The organism is Roseomonas aeriglobus (genome assembly GCA_016937575.1).
In the GTDB taxonomy this organism is placed as follows: Bacteria; Pseudomonadota; Alphaproteobacteria; order Sphingomonadales; family Sphingomonadaceae; genus Sphingomonas; species Sphingomonas aerigloba.
The window spans coordinates 2,601,574-2,618,108 of sequence record JAFHKN010000002.1 but is presented as its reverse complement, the minus strand read 5'-3'; the positions used below and the strand labels follow the sequence as shown (position 1 = coordinate 2,618,108).

The window sequence follows — 16,535 nt, the reverse complement described above, 5'->3', positions numbered from 1 at the left end:
GAGGCTCGCAAGACGCGCTGTCTGGTTGGCGTCGCGGTCGGGACGCGCTTGCAACATACCGGTTGTACCGCCGGCGTGGTTCGTACCGGTTGCGTGGTCGTTCCGCGTACCGAGGTTTAATCGTTCCAGTGGGGCTAGCCTGCCGGTCGCTTCCCACGCCAAGCCTCTGGAAAAACTCGCACGCGGTATCATCCTCGCCGCGCCGGGTGGCCGGGATCGAGTGCGTCCAGGCCTTGCTGTTTCTCATCGACGCCGCGGCGACAAGGCCTCTGAAGAGGTCTTGTGTGCGACAAGGACGCGACGCGGGCGCAACGCTCGAATTGCAGCGTATACGCCTCGTCAGGTGCGCCTCAGGCGTCGGCCAGCGCCGCTTCCAGCCATGCCGGACGGAGTGCGTCGCCCAACGCCTCGACGCGGCGCAGCTCGACCATCACATTCAATTCGGGATAGCGCGCCCGCACGCGATCGCCATCGTCACCAAGGGGCGCTACGACCAGTCGGCGGTTGACCTTGGAGCGGTGGTGCATGCGGGCGGTGTTCTCCTGCCCGACATAGCAGCCTTTGGTGAAGCTGACGCCGTTCAGTTCACGCGCATTGCATTCCAGCCAGAGAGTGGCTTCGCTGCCGAGCTCGCCGACCCCCTCGGTCACGCCCAGCGACAATCGGTGCGCGCGCCACCGCGCGGCGGCATCGCCGGGCGTCGCGGGACCCAGCCAACGGCGCCCGAGTTCGGCCAGGCGCGGATCCGGGGCGCCAGTATCGCTATCGATCGACCAATGAACGGCCGTGTCGACCGGCGCGATCTCGATCGCACGGCGCAGTCGATACAGCGTCAGGCGCCGCATCAGCGCATCGCTCTGGGACGCTTCGCAATCGATCAGGACCCCACCCTCGCCATCATCCCACAGCAGAAAATCGAACAGCGCCTTCCCCTGCGGGGTCAACAGCCCGCTCCAGCGCGGTGCGTCCGTGGTCACGGTAGCGACATCCTGCGTCACCAGACCCTGGAGGAAGCCGCGCGGATCGTCTCCCGCCACGCGAAACACACGACGGTCGGCAAGGGTGGTGTCGGTCATGCGATCTAGGTAAGCGGCCCACGATCATTTCCAAGCGGGACCTGACCGATGCGCGACCGTCTGACCATCCGCCGCCCCGACGATTGGCACGTCCATTTGCGCGACGGCGCGATGCTGGCCGCAGTCGCTCCGCCGACCGCGCGTCAGTTCGCGCGCGCGATCGTCATGCCGAACCTGTCGCCCCCGGTGACCGATGTCGCCGCGGCGGAAGCCTATCGCACCCGCATCATGGCGGCCTTGCCCGAGGGCGGCGACTTCACGCCGCTGATGACCTGCTATCTGACGGATGCGACCGACCCGACCGAGGTGCGGCGCGGGTTCGAGCAGGGCGTGTTCACCGCCTGCAAGCTCTACCCCGCCCACGCCACGACCAATTCGGCGCACGGGGTCACCAGCATTGCGCATATCGCCCCGGTGCTGGAGGCGATGCAGGCGATCGGCATGCCCTTGCTGGTCCACGGCGAAGTCACCGACCCCGCAATCGATATCTTCGACCGGGAGGCGGTGTTCATCGACCGTGTCCTGATCCCGCTGCTGGCCGATTTTCCGGCGCTCAAGGTCGTTCTGGAGCATATCACGACCGCGGAAGCCGCGGCCTTCGTCGTCAGTCATCCGGAGCGAATCGGTGCGACGGTGACGCCGCAGCATCTGGTCATCAATCGCAACGCCATCTTCGCCGGGGGGCTGCGCCCGCACGCCTATTGCCTGCCGGTCGCCAAGCGCGAAACGCACCGCGTGGCCGTGCGCAGGGCCGTGACGGGTGGAGCGCCCAACATCTTCCTGGGTACCGACACTGCGCCGCACATGGTCGAGGCGAAGGAATCGTCCTGTGGATGCGCGGGCATCTTCAGCGCGCTGACCGCACTCGAACTCTATCTCGAAGTGTTCGACGAGGATGGCGCGATCGACCGGTTCGAAGCCTTCGCCAGCGAGAACGGCCCGCGCTTCTACGGCCTGCCGCTCAACGAGGGTAGCGTGACGCTTGAACGGGTGGACCTGCCGGTGCCTCCGGTGTTTTCAGCGGGTGAGAGCCACGTCGTCCCGTTCCGCGCGGGCGAGACGCTGCGCTGGCGGATGGTGGACTAGGCTGAGCTAGACGCGAGCTTAGTCCCTCCCCTGAAGGGGAGGGGAGAGCAGTGATAGCGACTGTCTGCTACCACATGGTCGCTTTACGCGCTGGCTGCCAACCGCTTGGCGACCGCTTCCAGCTGATCGGCCGACGCTGACCAACCCGCTTCGAAACCCATCGCCTTGTGCTGCTCGGCAGCCTCGGCCGTCCAGTGCCGCGCGATGGCGCTGTAGCGGGTGCGGCCCGGATCGGATGGATCGGGTTCGAACAGGTCGATTCGCACCATGAACGGGCCGGCCGGCACCCAACCGGCGGTGAAGGCGTCGGTCGAGACGATCCGGCGCCCAGGCACGACGTCGAGGATGATGCCCTCGATCGCGTTCTCTTCGCCGTTGGGTCCGCGCATCACCATGGCCGATCGACCGCCGGGGCGCAGAGTCTGTTCGACGACCTCCGCACGCCAGGGGTGGGGGCAGAACCATTCGCCGCTATGGTCGGTCCAGGCGCGCCAGACCGCCTCGACGGGGGCGTCGATCGTGCGGTCGATGCGGAGTTCGTGTGTGTCGGTCAAGCGACGCCTCCCCGTCGGGCGGCATCGATCGCGGCGACGTCGATCCGGTGCATGGTCATCATGGCGGTAAAGGCGCGCTGGGCCTCCGCCCCGCCGGCCTGCAGCGCATCGAGCAGAGTGCGGGGTGTGATCTGCCAGGAAAAGCCCCAGCGATCCTTGCACCACCCGCAGGCGCTCTCCTGCCCGCCGTTGCCGACGATCGCGTCCCAATACCGATCGGTCTCCGCCTGATCCTCGGTCACCACCATGAAGCTGACCGCTTCGTTGGGCGTGAAGTTCGGCCCGCCGTTCAGCCCCGAAAAGGATCGGCCGAGCACGGTGAAGGCGACGGTGATCTCCGCGCCGGCAGAGCCGCCGGGGAAGTCGGTCGGGGCGTCGGCGGCCGGGCCGACATGGCTGTCGGGAAAGGTCGCGGCATAGAATTCCGCCGCCTTGCGCGCTTCGCCGTGGTCGAACCACAGCACGGTCGTCAGCTTGTCCATCTCAACGCTCCTGGCGCGGGCCGACCAGGCCGATCTGGCTGCCGTGCGGGTCGGCGATGGTGGCGGTATAGTCGCCGCCGGGGACCTGGTTCGGACCGTGCAGCAGGGTGCCGCCGTGGTTCTGCGTTGTCGCAATGGCGGCGTCGATGTCGGGCACGTGGACGTACCAGTTCCAACGCGGCGGAGCACCGGTCAGGGCGCTCGACATGATCGCGCCCGGTGCCGTCGTCTCTCCGGCCGCGCATTCGGGGCCGGCCGCGGTACCGCCGATAAAGGCATAGTCGCCCATCGGGCCCATCGGCATCGCACCCGACTTTTCCCAACCGAACAGCGCGCCGTAAAAGGCGAAGGCCGCGTCCGGATCGGGGGTCGCGAGTTCGATCCATACGCCGTGCCCCATCGTGTCGCCGCTGCCCGACTGGCGGAAGGCCTGGCTGTCATCGGGGCTGGCGCCCTTCATGATGAAGAACACGACGCCCTGGGGATCGGCGACGACGGCGAAGCGGCCGACGTGCGGGATGTCCATCGGGCCGAAGCTGACCGACCCGCCCAACGCCCGAATGCGTGCGGCATGGGCATCGACGTCGTCGACCGCGAAATAGATCGACCAGCCGCCATGGGCCGGAGCCTGGGGCGGCGGAGTCATGATGCCGGCGATCGCGTCTCCTCCCGCCGTGCTGGCGAGGCGATAGCCGCCGTGCTCTGCCATGGGGGAGGGGGTGACCCGCCATCCGGTCACCGCGGCGTAGAAGTCGGCCGCCGCCGCGGCATCGGGCGTGTTGAGTTCGAACCAGATCGGCGTGCCGTTGCGATTGGCCATCGTCTTTCTCCCGCTCAGGCGTCGATGATGATCGTGAACCCGCCGAAGATCATGCGCTTGCCATCGAAGGGCGCATCGTCACCCTGCATGCGCGGGTCGGCCATGACCGCCGCCCAGCCGGCGTCGCGGGTCGCCTTGTCGGGCCATTCGACGAAGCCGAACGAGGGCTGCTCGTCATCTCCGGCCAGGATGGCGCGGAAGAAGTCGGTCTGCTTGCCGGGATGTACGTCGTCGGCGACCGTGTCGATGACCCTGAGCGCACCATGTTCCAGGAACGGGGCAGCGACCGATCGCGCGAAGGTGCCGAACGCCTCGCGGTCGGCTGTTTTCAGCGGCAGGACGATGCCGTCGACGTACCCGCTGCCGCTGCCGTCGCCAGCGTCGCTGACGCTCTCGAACCCGCCCATCACCATGCGGCTGCCGTCGAACGGCATGTCCTGCATCATGTCGGCCAGGCGCGGGTCGGCCATCATCTTCGCGTTCGCCGCATCGCGCGTCGCCTTGTCGGGATATTCGAACCAGGAGAAGACGACCGTCTCGTCCTCGCTCGCGGCGACCGCCGCCCACAGATCGTTGACCTTGCCGCGCGGCACGTCGTCGCCCCAGCTTTCGACCATGCGCACGGCGCCGAAGTCCTTGAACATCGGGACCGCGGTGCGAGCGTGCTCCAGATAGCGGTCGCGGTTCGCGGTCGGCACCGGCGTCAGAAAGCCTTCGATATAGGTCATGCCGTCTCTCCCTGCTGAGCCTTTTGCCTTTCGAGCCATGCAAGCACGGCGGGCGGCGGGGTGCCGGTGAAGCCCGCCATCTGCGCCTCCAGCGCGCGGGCGAATGCCGGGCGGTTGGTCCCGCGCGCGACATAGGCGACGAGGTTCGGATAGGCGGCGAGCACGGCGTCGCCCTCCATGATCCGCAGCACCGCGATCATCAGCAGGTCGCCGGCGGTGAAGACGTCGCCATCGAGCCAGCGCCTGTCGCCGAGCCGATCGCTGAGCTCCCCGAAGCGCGCGTCGATGCGCTGCATCACCGACGGCAGGCGCGGTTTCGACCATGGCCTGTCGGCTTCGAACAGGGTCGCGATGGCATGATCCATGATCGGCGGTTCGACCGTGTTGAGCGCGGCGTACATCCATTCGATCGCGCGGGCGCGGCCGTTCGGGTCGGCGGGGAACAGCCCGTCGTGCGTGTCGGCGATATGCTGGACGATCGCGCCGGATTCGAACAGGACGAGGTCGCCGACTTCATAGGTCGGCACCTGTCCGAACGGCTGGCGACTGCGGTGGGGTGCGGCCTTCTGCTCGCCCTGCGACAGGAAGACGACGTCATAGGCCTGGCCGACCTCCTCGAGCGCCCAGCGCACGCGCAAATCGCGGACCTGGCCTCGCGCGAAATCGGGTACCCAGTCGAACGCGGTGATGATCGGTCGCATGGCAGGCCTACTCCGAATCCGAAAACTGCGCCTGCGCCGCCGCCATGTCCATGGTGAACGGACCCCAGCCATGGCCGTCGAGATCCTCGAACGCGCGGCTGTACATGAAGCCCTCGTCCTCCGGATCGTGCAGTTCGCGCCCGCCGGCCGCGAGCGCGGCTTCGGTGGTCGCATCCACATCCGCGCGGCTGTCGAAATTGAGCGCGAGCAGAACTCCGCTCATCGTCTTCGCATCGATGATCGGCTTGGTCGTGAAGGTCGCGTAGAAATCGCGCTCCAGCAGCATGACGGTGATCGTGTCCGACCACACCATCGCGGACCCCTTCGCGTTCGAGAACATCTCGTTCTTCGTGAAACCGATCGCTTCGTAGAAGGCGGTCGCCTTCGCCGCGTCGGCCACCGGCAGGTTTACGAAAATCGTCTTCGGCACAGGTCCTCTCCCTTGATCCCGACTCGTTGACAACCTAGCTGAACGTTATGGTTAGAAAATGCAACTGCGCAGTTAGGAATAGTAACTAACATGCGACAAGACGCTGCCAAACGCCGCTACGACGATGCCTGTGCCGCAACCCACGGCATGGACATCATCGGCGAACGCTGGGCGTTGCCGATCATGCGCGAGCTGATGCTGGGGCCGCGGCGGTTCGGGGAATTGCGCAAGAGCCTGCCGGCGATCAGCGCCAACGTCCTCACCCAACGTCTGGGCGATCTGGAGGCGGCAGGAATCGTCCGGCGCGAGAAGCTGCCGCCGCCGGCCAGCGTCCAGGTCTATGGCCTGACCGAATGGGGGCAGCAGGCGGGGCCGGTGTTCCAGGTACTGGGGCGCTGGGCGGCACGCTCGCCGCTGCATGATCCGACCAAGCCGTTCAGCCCCGTGTCGCTGATGCTGTCGCTCCGAACGATGGTCGATACCGCGGCAGCGGGTGACCTGGTCGCGCGGCTGGGCTTTCGCTATGGCGAGGAAGCCTTTCACTGGACGATCGACCACGGCGTGGTGTCGCTCGGCCGCGGACTGCCGATCGATCCACACATCGTCTTCGGTGGAGAGACGGGCGGCGTCGCCGCGCTGATCTATGCCGGCGTGCCGCTGGAGGCGTTGGAAGCCGACGGCCTGATCACCGTCGAGGGCGATCGCGCGCTTGCCGCGCGGCTCGGGCAATTTTTTCCGATGCCTCAGAAGGCCAGGATCACTTGAACGCGTTCTAGCGCTTCCTGTAGGGCCGTGCGCGAAAGGCTTCCCATGACCGACATTCCCAATACCCAGCCCGACAGCCGCGACACGACCATCCTGGAGGCGCCCGACAAGGAAGTGTCGGTGCGCGAGATGTTCGGCATCGACATCGACATGAAAGTCCCGGCGTTCAGCGAGGCGGACGAGCGCGTTCCCGACCTCGACCCGGCCTATGTCTTCGATGCCGATACGACGCTCGCGATCCTGGCCGGCTTCGCGCACAACCGCCGCGTGATGGTGCAGGGCTATCACGGCACGGGCAAGTCGACGCACATCGAACAGGTTGCTGCGCGCCTGAACTGGCCGTGCATCCGCATCAACCTGGACGCGCACATCAGCCGCATCGACCTGATCGGCCGCGACGCGATCGTGCTAAAGGACGGCCAGCAGGTTACCGAATTCCGCGAGGGCCTGTTGCCCTGGGCATTGCAGACGCCGACCGCGCTGGTGTTTGACGAATATGACGCCGGCCGCCCCGACGTGATGTTCGTCATCCAGCGCGTGCTGGAGACGGAGGGCAAGCTGACCCTGCTCGACCAGAATCGCGTCATCCGCCCGAACCCCTGGTTCCGCCTGTTCGCGACCGCCAACACGGTGGGCCTGGGCGATACGAGCGGGCTGTACCATGGCACGCAGCAGATCAATCAGGGCCAGATGGACCGCTGGAACATCGTTGTCGGCCTGAACTATCTGCCCGCCCAGACCGAGGCGCAGATCGTGCTCGCCAAGTCGGGCGAGTACGACAAGCCGGGCGGCAAGGAGCAGGTCGACAATATGGTCCGCGTCGCTGACCTGACGCGAAAGGGCTTCATCAACGGCGACATTTCGACCGTCATGAGCCCGCGCACCGTCATCACCTGGGCGCAGAACACGCTGATCTTCGGCGACGTCGGCTTCGCGTTCCGATTGAGCTTCCTGAACAAGTGCGACGAGGCGGAAAAGTCGCTGGTCGCCGAATACTACCAGCGTGTGTTCGGTAAGGATCTGCCCGAGAGCGTGGCGGCAAAGGCTTGAGTTCTGGGGTGGACTAACCTACTTAGTCCACTGCTGGAGGTGTGCGATGGCCGAAGCCGATCCGCAGAAGACGTTCAACGTCCACGACGCCAAGACGAACCTGTCGAAGCTGATGGATCGCGCGCATGCGGGCGAGGAGATCGTCCTCGCCAAGGCGGGCGTGCCGTACGCGAAGATCGTGCCGTTCGACCCACCCGCGCCCAAGCCGCGGCGCAAACCTGGAGGCTTGACCTTATCCGGCAAGATTCCGGATTCCGTCTGGTTCGATCCTATGCCGGAGGACGAACTCGAGCTTTGGGAAGGCAAGCGGCTAGAGAAGTACGGTTTTTGACGGCCTATCTTCTCGATACGCATGCCGCGATCTGGTGGTGGACATCGGATGCTAAACTCGGGGCAGCAGCGGCCGACGTAATCGCGGCTGACGTCGATACGATCTACCTCAGCGCGGCGAGCGTCTGGGAGGTCGCGATAAAGAGCAGCGCGGGCAAGCTGCCCGAGATCGTCGATTTCGAGAATGAGTATGAGCCGTTGATGCGTGCCAACCGCTTCATGAGACTGACGATCACCGACGCCCATGCGCTGCGCAGCGGTTTCCTGCCCGGTGCACACCGCGACCCGTTCGATCGCCTGATCGCCGCGCAGGCTTTGATTGAAGACCTGACCGTCATCACGCGCGATCCTGAAATCGCCGGTTTCGGCTGCAAGGTGCTCTGGTAATGGCCTCCGAAACCCCTCTCGACCGGTTCAAGTCGGTCCTCGCCGGCACGTCGCGTGCGCTGGCCGAGCGGCAGGACGTGGAGCTCGCCTTCACCGCCGATGCGCCGACGCAGGCGGGGCGGCATCTGAAGGTCCCGATGCCGGCGCGGACGCTGCCGGCGGAGCAGGTCGCCGAGGCGCGGGGGTTTGCCGACAGCTTCTCGCTGCGGCTGCGGCACCACGATAGCGCGCTGCACCAGCGCGGCGCACCGCAGGATGCGGTGGCGCGCGCGGTGTTCGATGCGGTGGAGACCGCGCGGGTCGAGGCGGTCGGGTCGAAGGGATACGCGGGCGTCGCGGCGAACCTCGATCGGGCGCTTGCCATGCGAATGAAGTTGGACCCGATCGCGCGCGCGCGAACGGCTGAGGAAGTGCCGCTGTCGAGTGCGGTCGCGCTGATGGTGCGCGAGCGGCTGACGGGCCGCGAGGCGCCGGCGTCCGCCGCAGCAGGACTGGCGATGGTCCGCGAAGATATCGAGGCGAAGGCGGGCGCCGATCTCGACGCGCTGGCGTTCGCGATCGACGACCAGCAGGCGTTCGCAAAGGTTGTCGGCAAGCTGCTCGAAGACCTCGACCTGGTCGAAGGCGAAGTCCTGCCGCAGGAGGATGACGAGGGCGGCAACGACGACGAGGGCACCGAGGACGAGCGCCCCGACGAAGGCGACGACAACGAACACGGCGGCGACCAGGGCGAGGGCCAGGTCGAGGCGCGCGGCGAGCAACGCGAGTCGGACACCGACGACGATGAAGGCAGCGAGCAGGGCGAGGACAGTTTCGACGACGCGGACGGCGAACCCGGTGACGAGGGCGACGACGGCATGCAGCCGGTCCGCCCGAACCGCCCCTTCAGCGACCTGAGCTCGCAATTCGACTACAAGCCGTTCACCCGCGCGTTCGACGAGGAAATCGCGGCGACCGATTTGTGCGATGCCGAGGAACTCGACCGGCTGCGCGCCTATCTCGACCAGCAGCTCGTCCATCTGCAGGGCGTGGTGACCAAGCTGGCCAACCGGCTCCAGCGCCGGCTGATGGCGCAGCAATCGCGGTCCTGGGACTTCGACCAGGAAGAGGGCATCCTCGACGCCGCACGGTTGGCGCGGATCGTCGTCAATCCGATGCTGTCGCTGAGCTACAAGCGCGAGCGCGACACCGAGTTCAAGGACACGATCGTCACGATCCTGATCGACAATTCGGGCTCGATGCGCGGGCGGCCGATCAGCATCGCCGCGATCAGCGCGGACATATTGGCGCGCACGCTGGAGCGGGTCGGCGTGAAGGTCGAAATCCTCGGCTTCACCACCCGCGCGTGGAAGGGCGGACAGGCGCGCGAGGCGTGGCTGGCGGCGGGCCGCCCGCCGCAGCCGGGGCGGCTGAACGACATCCGCCACATCATCTACAAACAGGCCGACGAGCCGTGGCGGCGGGCGAAGCGCTCGCTCGGGCTGATGATGCGCGAAGGGCTGCTGAAGGAAAATATCGACGGCGAGGCGCTATTGTGGGCGCACGGCCGGCTGATCGCGCGGCCCGAGGATCGTCGCATCCTGATGGTCATTTCGGACGGCGCACCGGTCGATGATTCGACGTTGAGCGTGAATTCGGGTGCCTATCTGGAACGCCATCTGCGGCAGGTGATCGGCTGGATCGAAAGCCGCTCGCCGATCGAACTGGTCGCGATCGGCATCGGGCATGACGTGACGCGCTATTACAGCCGCGCGGTGACGATCATGGACGTCGAGCAGCTGGCGGGCACGATGATCGAGCAGCTGGCCGGGCTGTTCGACGACGCAGTGTGATTAGCGCGCCCGAGGACGGCTTCGTCGGGCCGGTGAAGCGGTCGGTGACGATCGCCGGGCATCAGACGTCGATCAGCCTGGAGCCCGTGTTCTGGACGGCTCTCGAGCAGGCAGCGAGCGATGCGGGCTTGCCGCTCAACGCGCTGATCGCGCAGATCGACGTGCTGCGGATCGGGACGGGCGACCCGCCAAACCTGGCGAGTGCGCTCAGGACATGGCTGTTCGATCGCGCGATCCGTGTCCCCGCGCAGGCGGGAGCACGGGGCCAGGAAGGTCGTCCTTCGTAACCCTGGGCTCCCGCCTGCGCGGGGGCACGGGGGCGTCGCGTTACCGCCCCAGCAACACCCGCGCCTGGCTCGCGATCTGTGCCAGCATTGCCGCGTTCGGCGTTGCTGCCGCGCGCGCGCGTCGGACCAGGTCGGCGAACTGCGTGACGCGTGCGGCATTGTCGACCAGCCACGCATCGACCGTCGCTTCCGGATCCTGCCCCGCATGGCGCGACAGGAAGTCCAGGCGCAGCTGCTGGAAATCGCGGGCGAGGCCGGCGATCAGCAGGCGTTCCCATGGATCGCCCGTCGTCACGCGCGCCGCGGTCGTCTGCGCCCAGTCGAGGCCCAGCGCCTGCCCCAGATGGGTGAAGGCATGCGTCAGGCGTGTCTCGTCCGCACCGCTGCGTTGCCCCAAGTCAGCCAGGCCGACGACGCCGTCCAGTTCGAACAGGCGCACCGTGCGTCGGACCAGCGGCTTGGGCGCGCCGGCGGCTTCCAGCCGTTCGACGATGCGGTCGCTGCCCGCGCGAACTTCGTCGCGCAGCAGGTCTGCGGTCTGGCGGTCGAGCGCGTCGATCTGCGGCTTCAGGCGTGCGACGACGTCGCCGGGCCCTTCGCCCGGACGCGCGGCGCGCAGCAGGTCGGCGATCTGCGACCGCGTGGCGACCGCGACCTCCTCGAACAGCGCGATCCGCGCGCCTTCGGGGATCGCCGCCGTCTCGATCGCTTCCCACAGCGCGGGCAGGTCGAATAGGCGTTCGGCCGCGACGAACATCGCCGCGATGTCGCCCATCGCCGCGCCTTCCTCCTCGGCCAGCTCGAACGGATTGAGCACGCCCAGGCGGTTGACGATGCGGTTGGCGAGCTTCGTCGCGACGATCTCGCCGCGCAGGCGGTGCGCGTCGATCGCGGCGGCAAAGGCCTTGCGCATCGCCGGCGGGAAGGCGGCGTGCAGGTCGGGCTTCAGTTCGTCGTCGAGGCCCAGCTTGCGCGCCTCGATCGCGTCCTGCAGCGCGAGCTTGGCGGTCGCCAGCAGCACGGCGAGTTCGGGCCGGGTCAGATGCCCGCCCTCCTGCGCGCGGCGCAGATATTCCTCGTTGCTTGCCAGCCCCTCGACCGCGCGGTCGAGGCGGCCCGATGCCTCCATCATCTCGATCGTGCGGACATAGCTCGGCACCGCGATCGCGCCGTCATTCTCCATGATCGACAGCGCCAGCGTCTGCAGGCGATTGTCCTCCAGCACCAGATGCGCGACGTCGTCGGTCATGCTGGCCAGCAGCGTGTTGCGATCGTCCTCGGCCAGGCGACCTTCGCTCATCTCGCGATTGAGCGCGATCTTGATGTTGACCTCGTTGTCCGAACAATCGACGCCGGCCGAATTGTCGATGAAGTCGGTGTTGATCCGCCCGCCGTGCGCCGCAAATGCGATGCGTGCGGCTTGCGTGACACCCAGGTTGGCGCCTTCGCCGATCGCGGTCGCGCGGATGTCCTCGGCATCGACGCGCAGGCGGTCGTTGGCGGGATCGCCGACGGTCGCATTGTTCTCCGCGCGCGCCTTTACATACGTCCCGATGCCGCCGAACCAGATCAGGTCGATGGGGGCCTTCAGGATCGCGGAAATGAGCGCGGCCGGCTCGATCTCGCCGGGCTCGATACCCAGCACCGCGGCGGCTTCCTTCGACAGCTTCACCGACTTGTCGGCGCGCGAGAAGACGCCGCCGCCCTTCGAGATGAGCTTGGCGTCATAGTCCGCCCAGCTGGAGCGCGGCAGCTGGAACATGCGATTGCGCTCTTCCCACGATGCCGCGGGGTCGGGCGTGGGGTCGAGGAAGATGTGGCGGTGATCGAAGGCGGCGACCAGGCGGATCGCCTTCGACAGCAGCATGCCGTTGCCGAACACGTCGCCCGACATGTCACCGCAGCCGGCGACGTCGATCGACTGCGTCTGCACGTCGATGCCTTTTTCGGCGAAGTGGCGCTGGACCGAAACCCACGCGCCCTTGGCGGTGATGCCCATCGCCTTATGGTCATAGCCGACCGAGCCACCGGATGCGAAGGCGTCGCCCAGCCAGAAACCGCGTTCGAGCGCGATCGCGTTGGCAACGTCGCTGAACGTCGCGGTGCCCTTGTCGGCGGCGACGACGAAATAGGGATCGTCGCCGTCGAGCACGGTGACGCCCTCCGGATGCACGACCGTGTTCTCGACGAGATTGTCGGTGATCGACAGCAATGTGCGGATGAAGATTCGGTAGCTCTCGGTCCCTTCCGCGAACCACGCGTCGCGGTCGATCGCGGGGTTGGGCAGCTGCTTGGCGTAAAAGCCGCCCTTGGCGCCCGTCGGCACGATGACCGCGTTCTTCACGCGCTGCGCCTTCATCAGGCCCAAAATCTCTGTGCGGAAGTCGTCGCGGCGGTCGGACCAGCGCAGGCCGCCACGGGCGACCGGGCCGGCGCGCAGGTGGATGCCCTCGACGCGTGGGCTGTACACCCAGATTTCGCGCCACGGCAGCGGCTTGGGCAGGCCCGGCACCTTCGCCGAATCGAGCTTGAACGCCAGCGCTTCGGCGGCGGCCGGGGCGAAGGCGTTGGTGCGCAGCGTCGCGGTGATGACGCCGTGGATCGTGCGGAGGATGCGATCGTCGTCGACGCCCGCGACCTTGTCGAGCCCGTCGAGCACGGCACGATCGGCCGCAGCGATGCGCGCGTCGCGATCGCCAGCCATCGGGTCGTGCGCGGCGACGAAGCGCTCGATCAGCGCGGTCGCGACCTTGGGCGCGCGGCGGATCGCATCGACGACCGTCACCAGGCCATAGGTGAGGCCGGCCTGACGCAGATAGCGGAACCAGGCGCGGAACAGAACCACCGCCTTCGGGTCCATCGCCGCTTCGACGATCAGCCGGTTGAACGCGTCGTTCTCCGCGCGACCCTCCAGCACGGCGCCGACCGCAGCCTCGACGGTGGCGACGTCGAAGTCGCCGGCATCGGCGGGCAGCGACACCAGGAAGTCATGCACGAATGCGCCGTCCGCATCGGTCAGCGGAACCGGCACTTCCTCGATCACGCGGAAGCCGAAATTCTCGAACACCGGCACCGCATCCGACAGCGCGAGTGCGCCGCCCAGGCGGTAGAGCTTCACACGGCGCTCGTCGGGCCTGGTTGCGGGCGTAATGCGGATCGACCGGCTGTTCGGGCCCGACAGCTCGCCCAGCTGCAGGATGTCCTGCGCCGCGGCTTCGGGCGGGTAATGCATCCGGTAGCCGTTGGGGAACGCATTGGCGAAGCGCAGCGCCAGCCGCGTGCCACGCGTGTCGCCGACCTGCTCGATCAGCGCGGCTTCGATCGCGGGCACCCAACCGCGGACCATCCGCTCCAGCTCGGCATCCAGCGCGGCGACGTCGGGCGTCTTACTGCTGTCGCGCACGTCGAGCGTGTAGCGCAGCAGCGCGACCACGCCGTCCTCCAGCGCGATCGACCAGTTGAGCACGGTCGCATCGGCCGCCTTCGCCAGCATGTCCCCGATCGCCAGGCGGCGCGCCGTCGTCACGTCGTCGCGCGGCAGCCAGACGAAGGCGAAGATGTGCCGGCCGAGCGCCGACTTCACCATTTCGAGCTTCGGACGCGGGCGGTCCGCCAGGCTCATCGCGGTCAGCGCCAGGCGTTCCAGCTCGGCCGGCTGGAACGCCGCGGTCAGGTCGTGGGGCAGGGCGGTCAGCGCGTGGGTCAGCGCCTTGCCGGTATGGCCCTTGGGATCGAAGCCGAACTTGGCCTCCATCATCGCCAGGCGCTCGCGCAGCACCGGCACGTCGCGCGGGGAGGCGTGGAGCGCGCCCGAGGTCCAGAGCCCGGCGTGCAGCGACAGCCCGGTGACCTTCCCGCCCTCGCGGATCGGCAGGATGACGAGGTCGAGCGGAACGCGGCGGTGGACGGTCGCGATGCAGTTGGACTTCAGCAGCAGCGGCGCGCTGCCGCCCTTCTCGAAGAAATCGATCGCGGTCGCGCGCGATCGTTCGGCGAGCAGCGGCACGTCGAACTCATGCCGCGCGATGCCCAGCGCGTTTTCGTGCCGGCCGTCGCGATACCAGCTTTCATGGCCCAGCAGCGTCATCGCACGGTCGTTGAACCACTGGAGCAGCGTGCCGCCTTCGATATTGCCTTCGCCGACCAGCTTCGACGCATCGGCACGCATCGCTGCCTGCAGCGCCGGCCAATCGGCGACCGCGCTGCGGACATGCGCCAGGTTGCGCGCCAGTTCGGATTCGATCGCGCGGCGCACCTTCGCATCCGCGCGGTGCATCTCGATGTAGACCATCGATTCGAAACTGCCCTCGCCGATGGCGAGCAGCGTGCCCGCCGCGTCGCGCTTGGCGAGGACGACCGGATGGATCACGCGGTCGATCGGCACGTCGTGCGCGGCGATGGTCGCCGCGATCGAATCGACCAGGAATGGCATGTCGTCGTTGATCACGGCCAGGCGCATGCGGCGTCGGTGGCCGCCGCCTTCCACCATCTCGAGCGCAATGGCGGGGGTGCCGGGCGGACGGCTGGCGGCGGTCTGCGCGACGAAGGCGGCCGCCTCCGTCCGCTCGGCCGCGGTCAGGCCTTCGATCTCTCCCGGCAGGGCGCCTTCGATCAGTCGGGCGGCAAGCGCATCCGACAGCGAACTGGTCATGTTTGCCATGCCCGCTCTATGCGCCGGGTCGGCGGCGGGCTCAAGGCTTGCGTAATTTTATTTCGTGACTTTTCAGGCGGCCGCGCGACGGACCGCACGTTCGGTGAGCGCCTTGTCGCCTTCGACACAGGCGACGACGTCCAACCCGCCGGCCGCATCGCTGCGCGCCAGCAACACGACGAACTCGCCTTCACCGGCACGCGCGATATCGACATGCGCCAGCGGCGGTCGGGCCCGCAGCTCGGCGGCGATGCTGTCCCATTGCGTCGCTTCCGCCTGCGGCTTGCGGCGCAGCGCGCGTTCGGCCCCGACGATACCCTTGATCCCCCCGGGAAAGCTTTCAAGGTAGGCGACCAGCCCGCCGACGCCGACCTCGTGCCGCTCGGCATGGGTCAGGACGGACGCGAACTCGGTCAAGCGCGTCTTGTCGTACTCGGCGCCGAAGACCAGCTTCACGATCGGCGTCATCGGTGCGCGTGCCTGTTTCTTGAGACCGGCGTCGCTCAGCATCTCGGCCAATGCCTCGGGTTCGCCGGCAGCCGCGACGGCGATGCCATGGGCATGGCCCAGCGCCTGGTACAGCGCACCGCGGCTGCGGCCCTCGCTTGCGGCAAAGGCGTCCGCGCTTTCGCGCGCACAGGCCAGGCGGTCGTACAGGCTCGCATCGGCCGGCAGCACCGCAGGCTCGGCCGCCGGCATCTCGTCGAACGCCGATCCCGGCCCATCGGCCCAGACTTGCGGGGCGGGCGCCATGACCGGCGCGACACGCCGCGCCGCCGTCAGGTCGGCAATCAGCTGCGCCTCTGTCCCGGCGTCGACCATCTCTTTCCAGTTGATGACGCCGTAGATGAAATCGATCGCCTCGCCGTTCGACGAAAAGGGCATCAATATGCCGCGATAGAGCGTGTTGTGACCGCGCGTGCTGACGAACTCGGCCTCGAAGCCGATCGGTGCGCGATTCGCGATGATCTGCAGATAATGATCGGTCAGGCGCGATATCAGCGAGCGGCTGGGCACGTGCGAAATTCGCTCCACGCTGCCGTCCAGATCGCCTTCCTCGCGCAATGCGCGGCCGAGAAAGGCGATTCGCGGATCCTCGATCCCCGAGGTGAAGTCGAGCAGGACGCTGTGCGGTCCGAAATCGGCGATCGACGCGGGATCGAGGTCCTCGATCGACGGATAGGCGCGGCCCTGCAGCAGCGACACCCAGTGATTATAGGCGCGAACGTGCATCCGGCGCTCGTCGCCCAGCACCAACGGCATCTCGCCCCGGTCGCTGCCGGCGGGCGCCTCTGCGGGCAGCGAATCGGTGCCGTCCTCGATTCCGCGCGCGAATTCCATGCGATTACCCTCGAC

At 67.5% G+C, this 16,535-nt stretch carries 16 protein-coding genes and 1 pseudogene; 7 read left to right on the top strand and 10 right to left on the bottom strand.

All coding sequences use genetic code 11. The annotated features are described in order from the left end of the window. Positions 1-350 precede the first annotated feature (350 nt). The gene (locus JW805_12965) at positions 351-1,076 is read right to left on the bottom strand and encodes a folate-binding protein (GenBank protein MBN2972927.1); all 726 of its coding nucleotides are present in this window, start codon (positions 1,074-1,076) and stop codon (positions 351-353) included. A 48-nt stretch (positions 1,077-1,124) separates the two neighbouring features. Here JW805_12965 and pyrC point away from each other — a divergent pair, with 48 nt between their 5' ends. Next, positions 1,125-2,162, top strand: a complete 1,038-nt coding sequence (gene pyrC / locus JW805_12960) for a dihydroorotase (protein ID MBN2972926.1) — start codon at positions 1,125-1,127, stop codon at positions 2,160-2,162. A gap of 83 nt (positions 2,163-2,245) precedes the next feature. Here the strand turns inward: pyrC and JW805_12955 are convergent, their stop codons facing one another. The 7 genes and pseudogenes from JW805_12955 to JW805_12925 all read right to left on the bottom strand — a co-directional run bounded on the left by JW805_12955 (position 2,246) and on the right by JW805_12925 (position 5,877). Then, positions 2,246-2,716 (bottom strand): SRPBCC family protein, encoded by a 471-nt coding sequence (locus JW805_12955; GenBank protein MBN2972925.1) that lies wholly within the window; start codon positions 2,714-2,716, stop codon positions 2,246-2,248. Continuing rightward, positions 2,713-3,198 carry a VOC family protein gene (locus tag JW805_12950; GenBank protein ID MBN2972924.1) on the bottom strand — a complete coding sequence of 162 codons (486 nt, stop codon included), beginning with the start codon at positions 3,196-3,198 and terminating at the stop codon, positions 2,713-2,715. The genes JW805_12955 and JW805_12950 overlap by 4 nt, the downstream gene beginning before the upstream one ends. 1 nt (position 3,199) lies before the next feature. Next, positions 3,200-4,018 carry a VOC family protein gene (locus JW805_12945; GenBank protein ID MBN2972923.1) on the bottom strand — a complete coding sequence of 273 codons (819 nt, stop codon included), beginning with the start codon at positions 4,016-4,018 and terminating at the stop codon, positions 3,200-3,202. A 14-nt stretch (positions 4,019-4,032) separates the two neighbouring features. Next, entirely contained in the window at positions 4,033-4,425 is a 393-nt protein-coding gene (locus tag JW805_12940) for a DUF1428 domain-containing protein (GenBank protein ID MBN2972922.1), read from the bottom strand. After that, positions 4,399-4,746: pseudogene (locus tag JW805_12935) on the bottom strand (DUF1428 domain-containing protein). The gene JW805_12940 and the pseudogene JW805_12935 overlap by 27 nt, the downstream one beginning before the upstream one ends. Continuing rightward, positions 4,743-5,447, bottom strand: coding sequence for a glutathione S-transferase family protein (locus JW805_12930; GenBank protein MBN2972921.1), 705 nt, complete (start codon positions 5,445-5,447; stop codon positions 4,743-4,745). Before JW805_12930 ends, JW805_12935 begins: the two are co-directional and overlap by 4 nt. Before the next feature lie 7 nt (positions 5,448-5,454). Next, on the bottom strand, positions 5,455-5,877 hold the full coding sequence (locus JW805_12925; protein ID MBN2972920.1) for a hypothetical protein: 423 nt from the start codon (positions 5,875-5,877) through the stop codon (positions 5,455-5,457). 90 nt (positions 5,878-5,967) lie between these two features. Between JW805_12925 and JW805_12920 the strand changes: the two genes are divergently transcribed. From JW805_12920 to JW805_12895, 6 genes are read left to right on the top strand one after another with little or no spacing between them, the layout of a single operon-like run. Beyond that, complete coding sequence (locus JW805_12920) at positions 5,968-6,642, top strand: helix-turn-helix transcriptional regulator (protein MBN2972919.1); 675 nt, start codon at positions 5,968-5,970, stop codon at positions 6,640-6,642. A gap of 45 nt (positions 6,643-6,687) precedes the next feature. Further along, positions 6,688-7,692, top strand: a complete 1,005-nt coding sequence (gene cobS, locus JW805_12915; GenBank protein MBN2972918.1) for a cobaltochelatase subunit CobS — start codon at positions 6,688-6,690, stop codon at positions 7,690-7,692. Positions 7,693-7,738: 46 nt separating this feature from the next. Next, positions 7,739-8,023 (top strand): type II toxin-antitoxin system prevent-host-death family antitoxin, encoded by a 285-nt coding sequence (locus tag JW805_12910; protein MBN2972917.1) that lies wholly within the window; start codon positions 7,739-7,741, stop codon positions 8,021-8,023. Continuing rightward, complete coding sequence (locus tag JW805_12905; GenBank protein MBN2972916.1) at positions 8,020-8,409, top strand: type II toxin-antitoxin system VapC family toxin; 390 nt, start codon at positions 8,020-8,022, stop codon at positions 8,407-8,409. The genes JW805_12910 and JW805_12905 overlap by 4 nt, the downstream gene beginning before the upstream one ends. Further along, positions 8,409-10,241 carry a cobaltochelatase subunit CobT gene (gene cobT / locus JW805_12900; GenBank protein MBN2972915.1) on the top strand — a complete coding sequence of 611 codons (1,833 nt, stop codon included), beginning with the start codon at positions 8,409-8,411 and terminating at the stop codon, positions 10,239-10,241. The genes JW805_12905 and cobT overlap by 1 nt, the downstream gene beginning before the upstream one ends. Positions 10,242-10,273: 32 nt before the next feature. Continuing rightward, positions 10,274-10,528 (top strand): ribbon-helix-helix domain-containing protein, encoded by a 255-nt coding sequence (locus JW805_12895; GenBank protein MBN2972914.1) that lies wholly within the window; start codon positions 10,274-10,276, stop codon positions 10,526-10,528. 40 nt (positions 10,529-10,568) lie between these two features. Here JW805_12895 and JW805_12890 read toward each other — a convergent pair whose 3' ends face one another. Then, complete coding sequence (locus tag JW805_12890) at positions 10,569-15,188, bottom strand: NAD-glutamate dehydrogenase (GenBank protein ID MBN2972913.1); 4,620 nt, start codon at positions 15,186-15,188, stop codon at positions 10,569-10,571. A gap of 63 nt (positions 15,189-15,251) precedes the next feature. Continuing rightward, positions 15,252-16,520 (bottom strand): hypothetical protein, encoded by a 1,269-nt coding sequence (locus JW805_12885; GenBank protein ID MBN2972912.1) that lies wholly within the window; start codon positions 16,518-16,520, stop codon positions 15,252-15,254. Positions 16,521-16,535 lie beyond the last annotated feature (15 nt).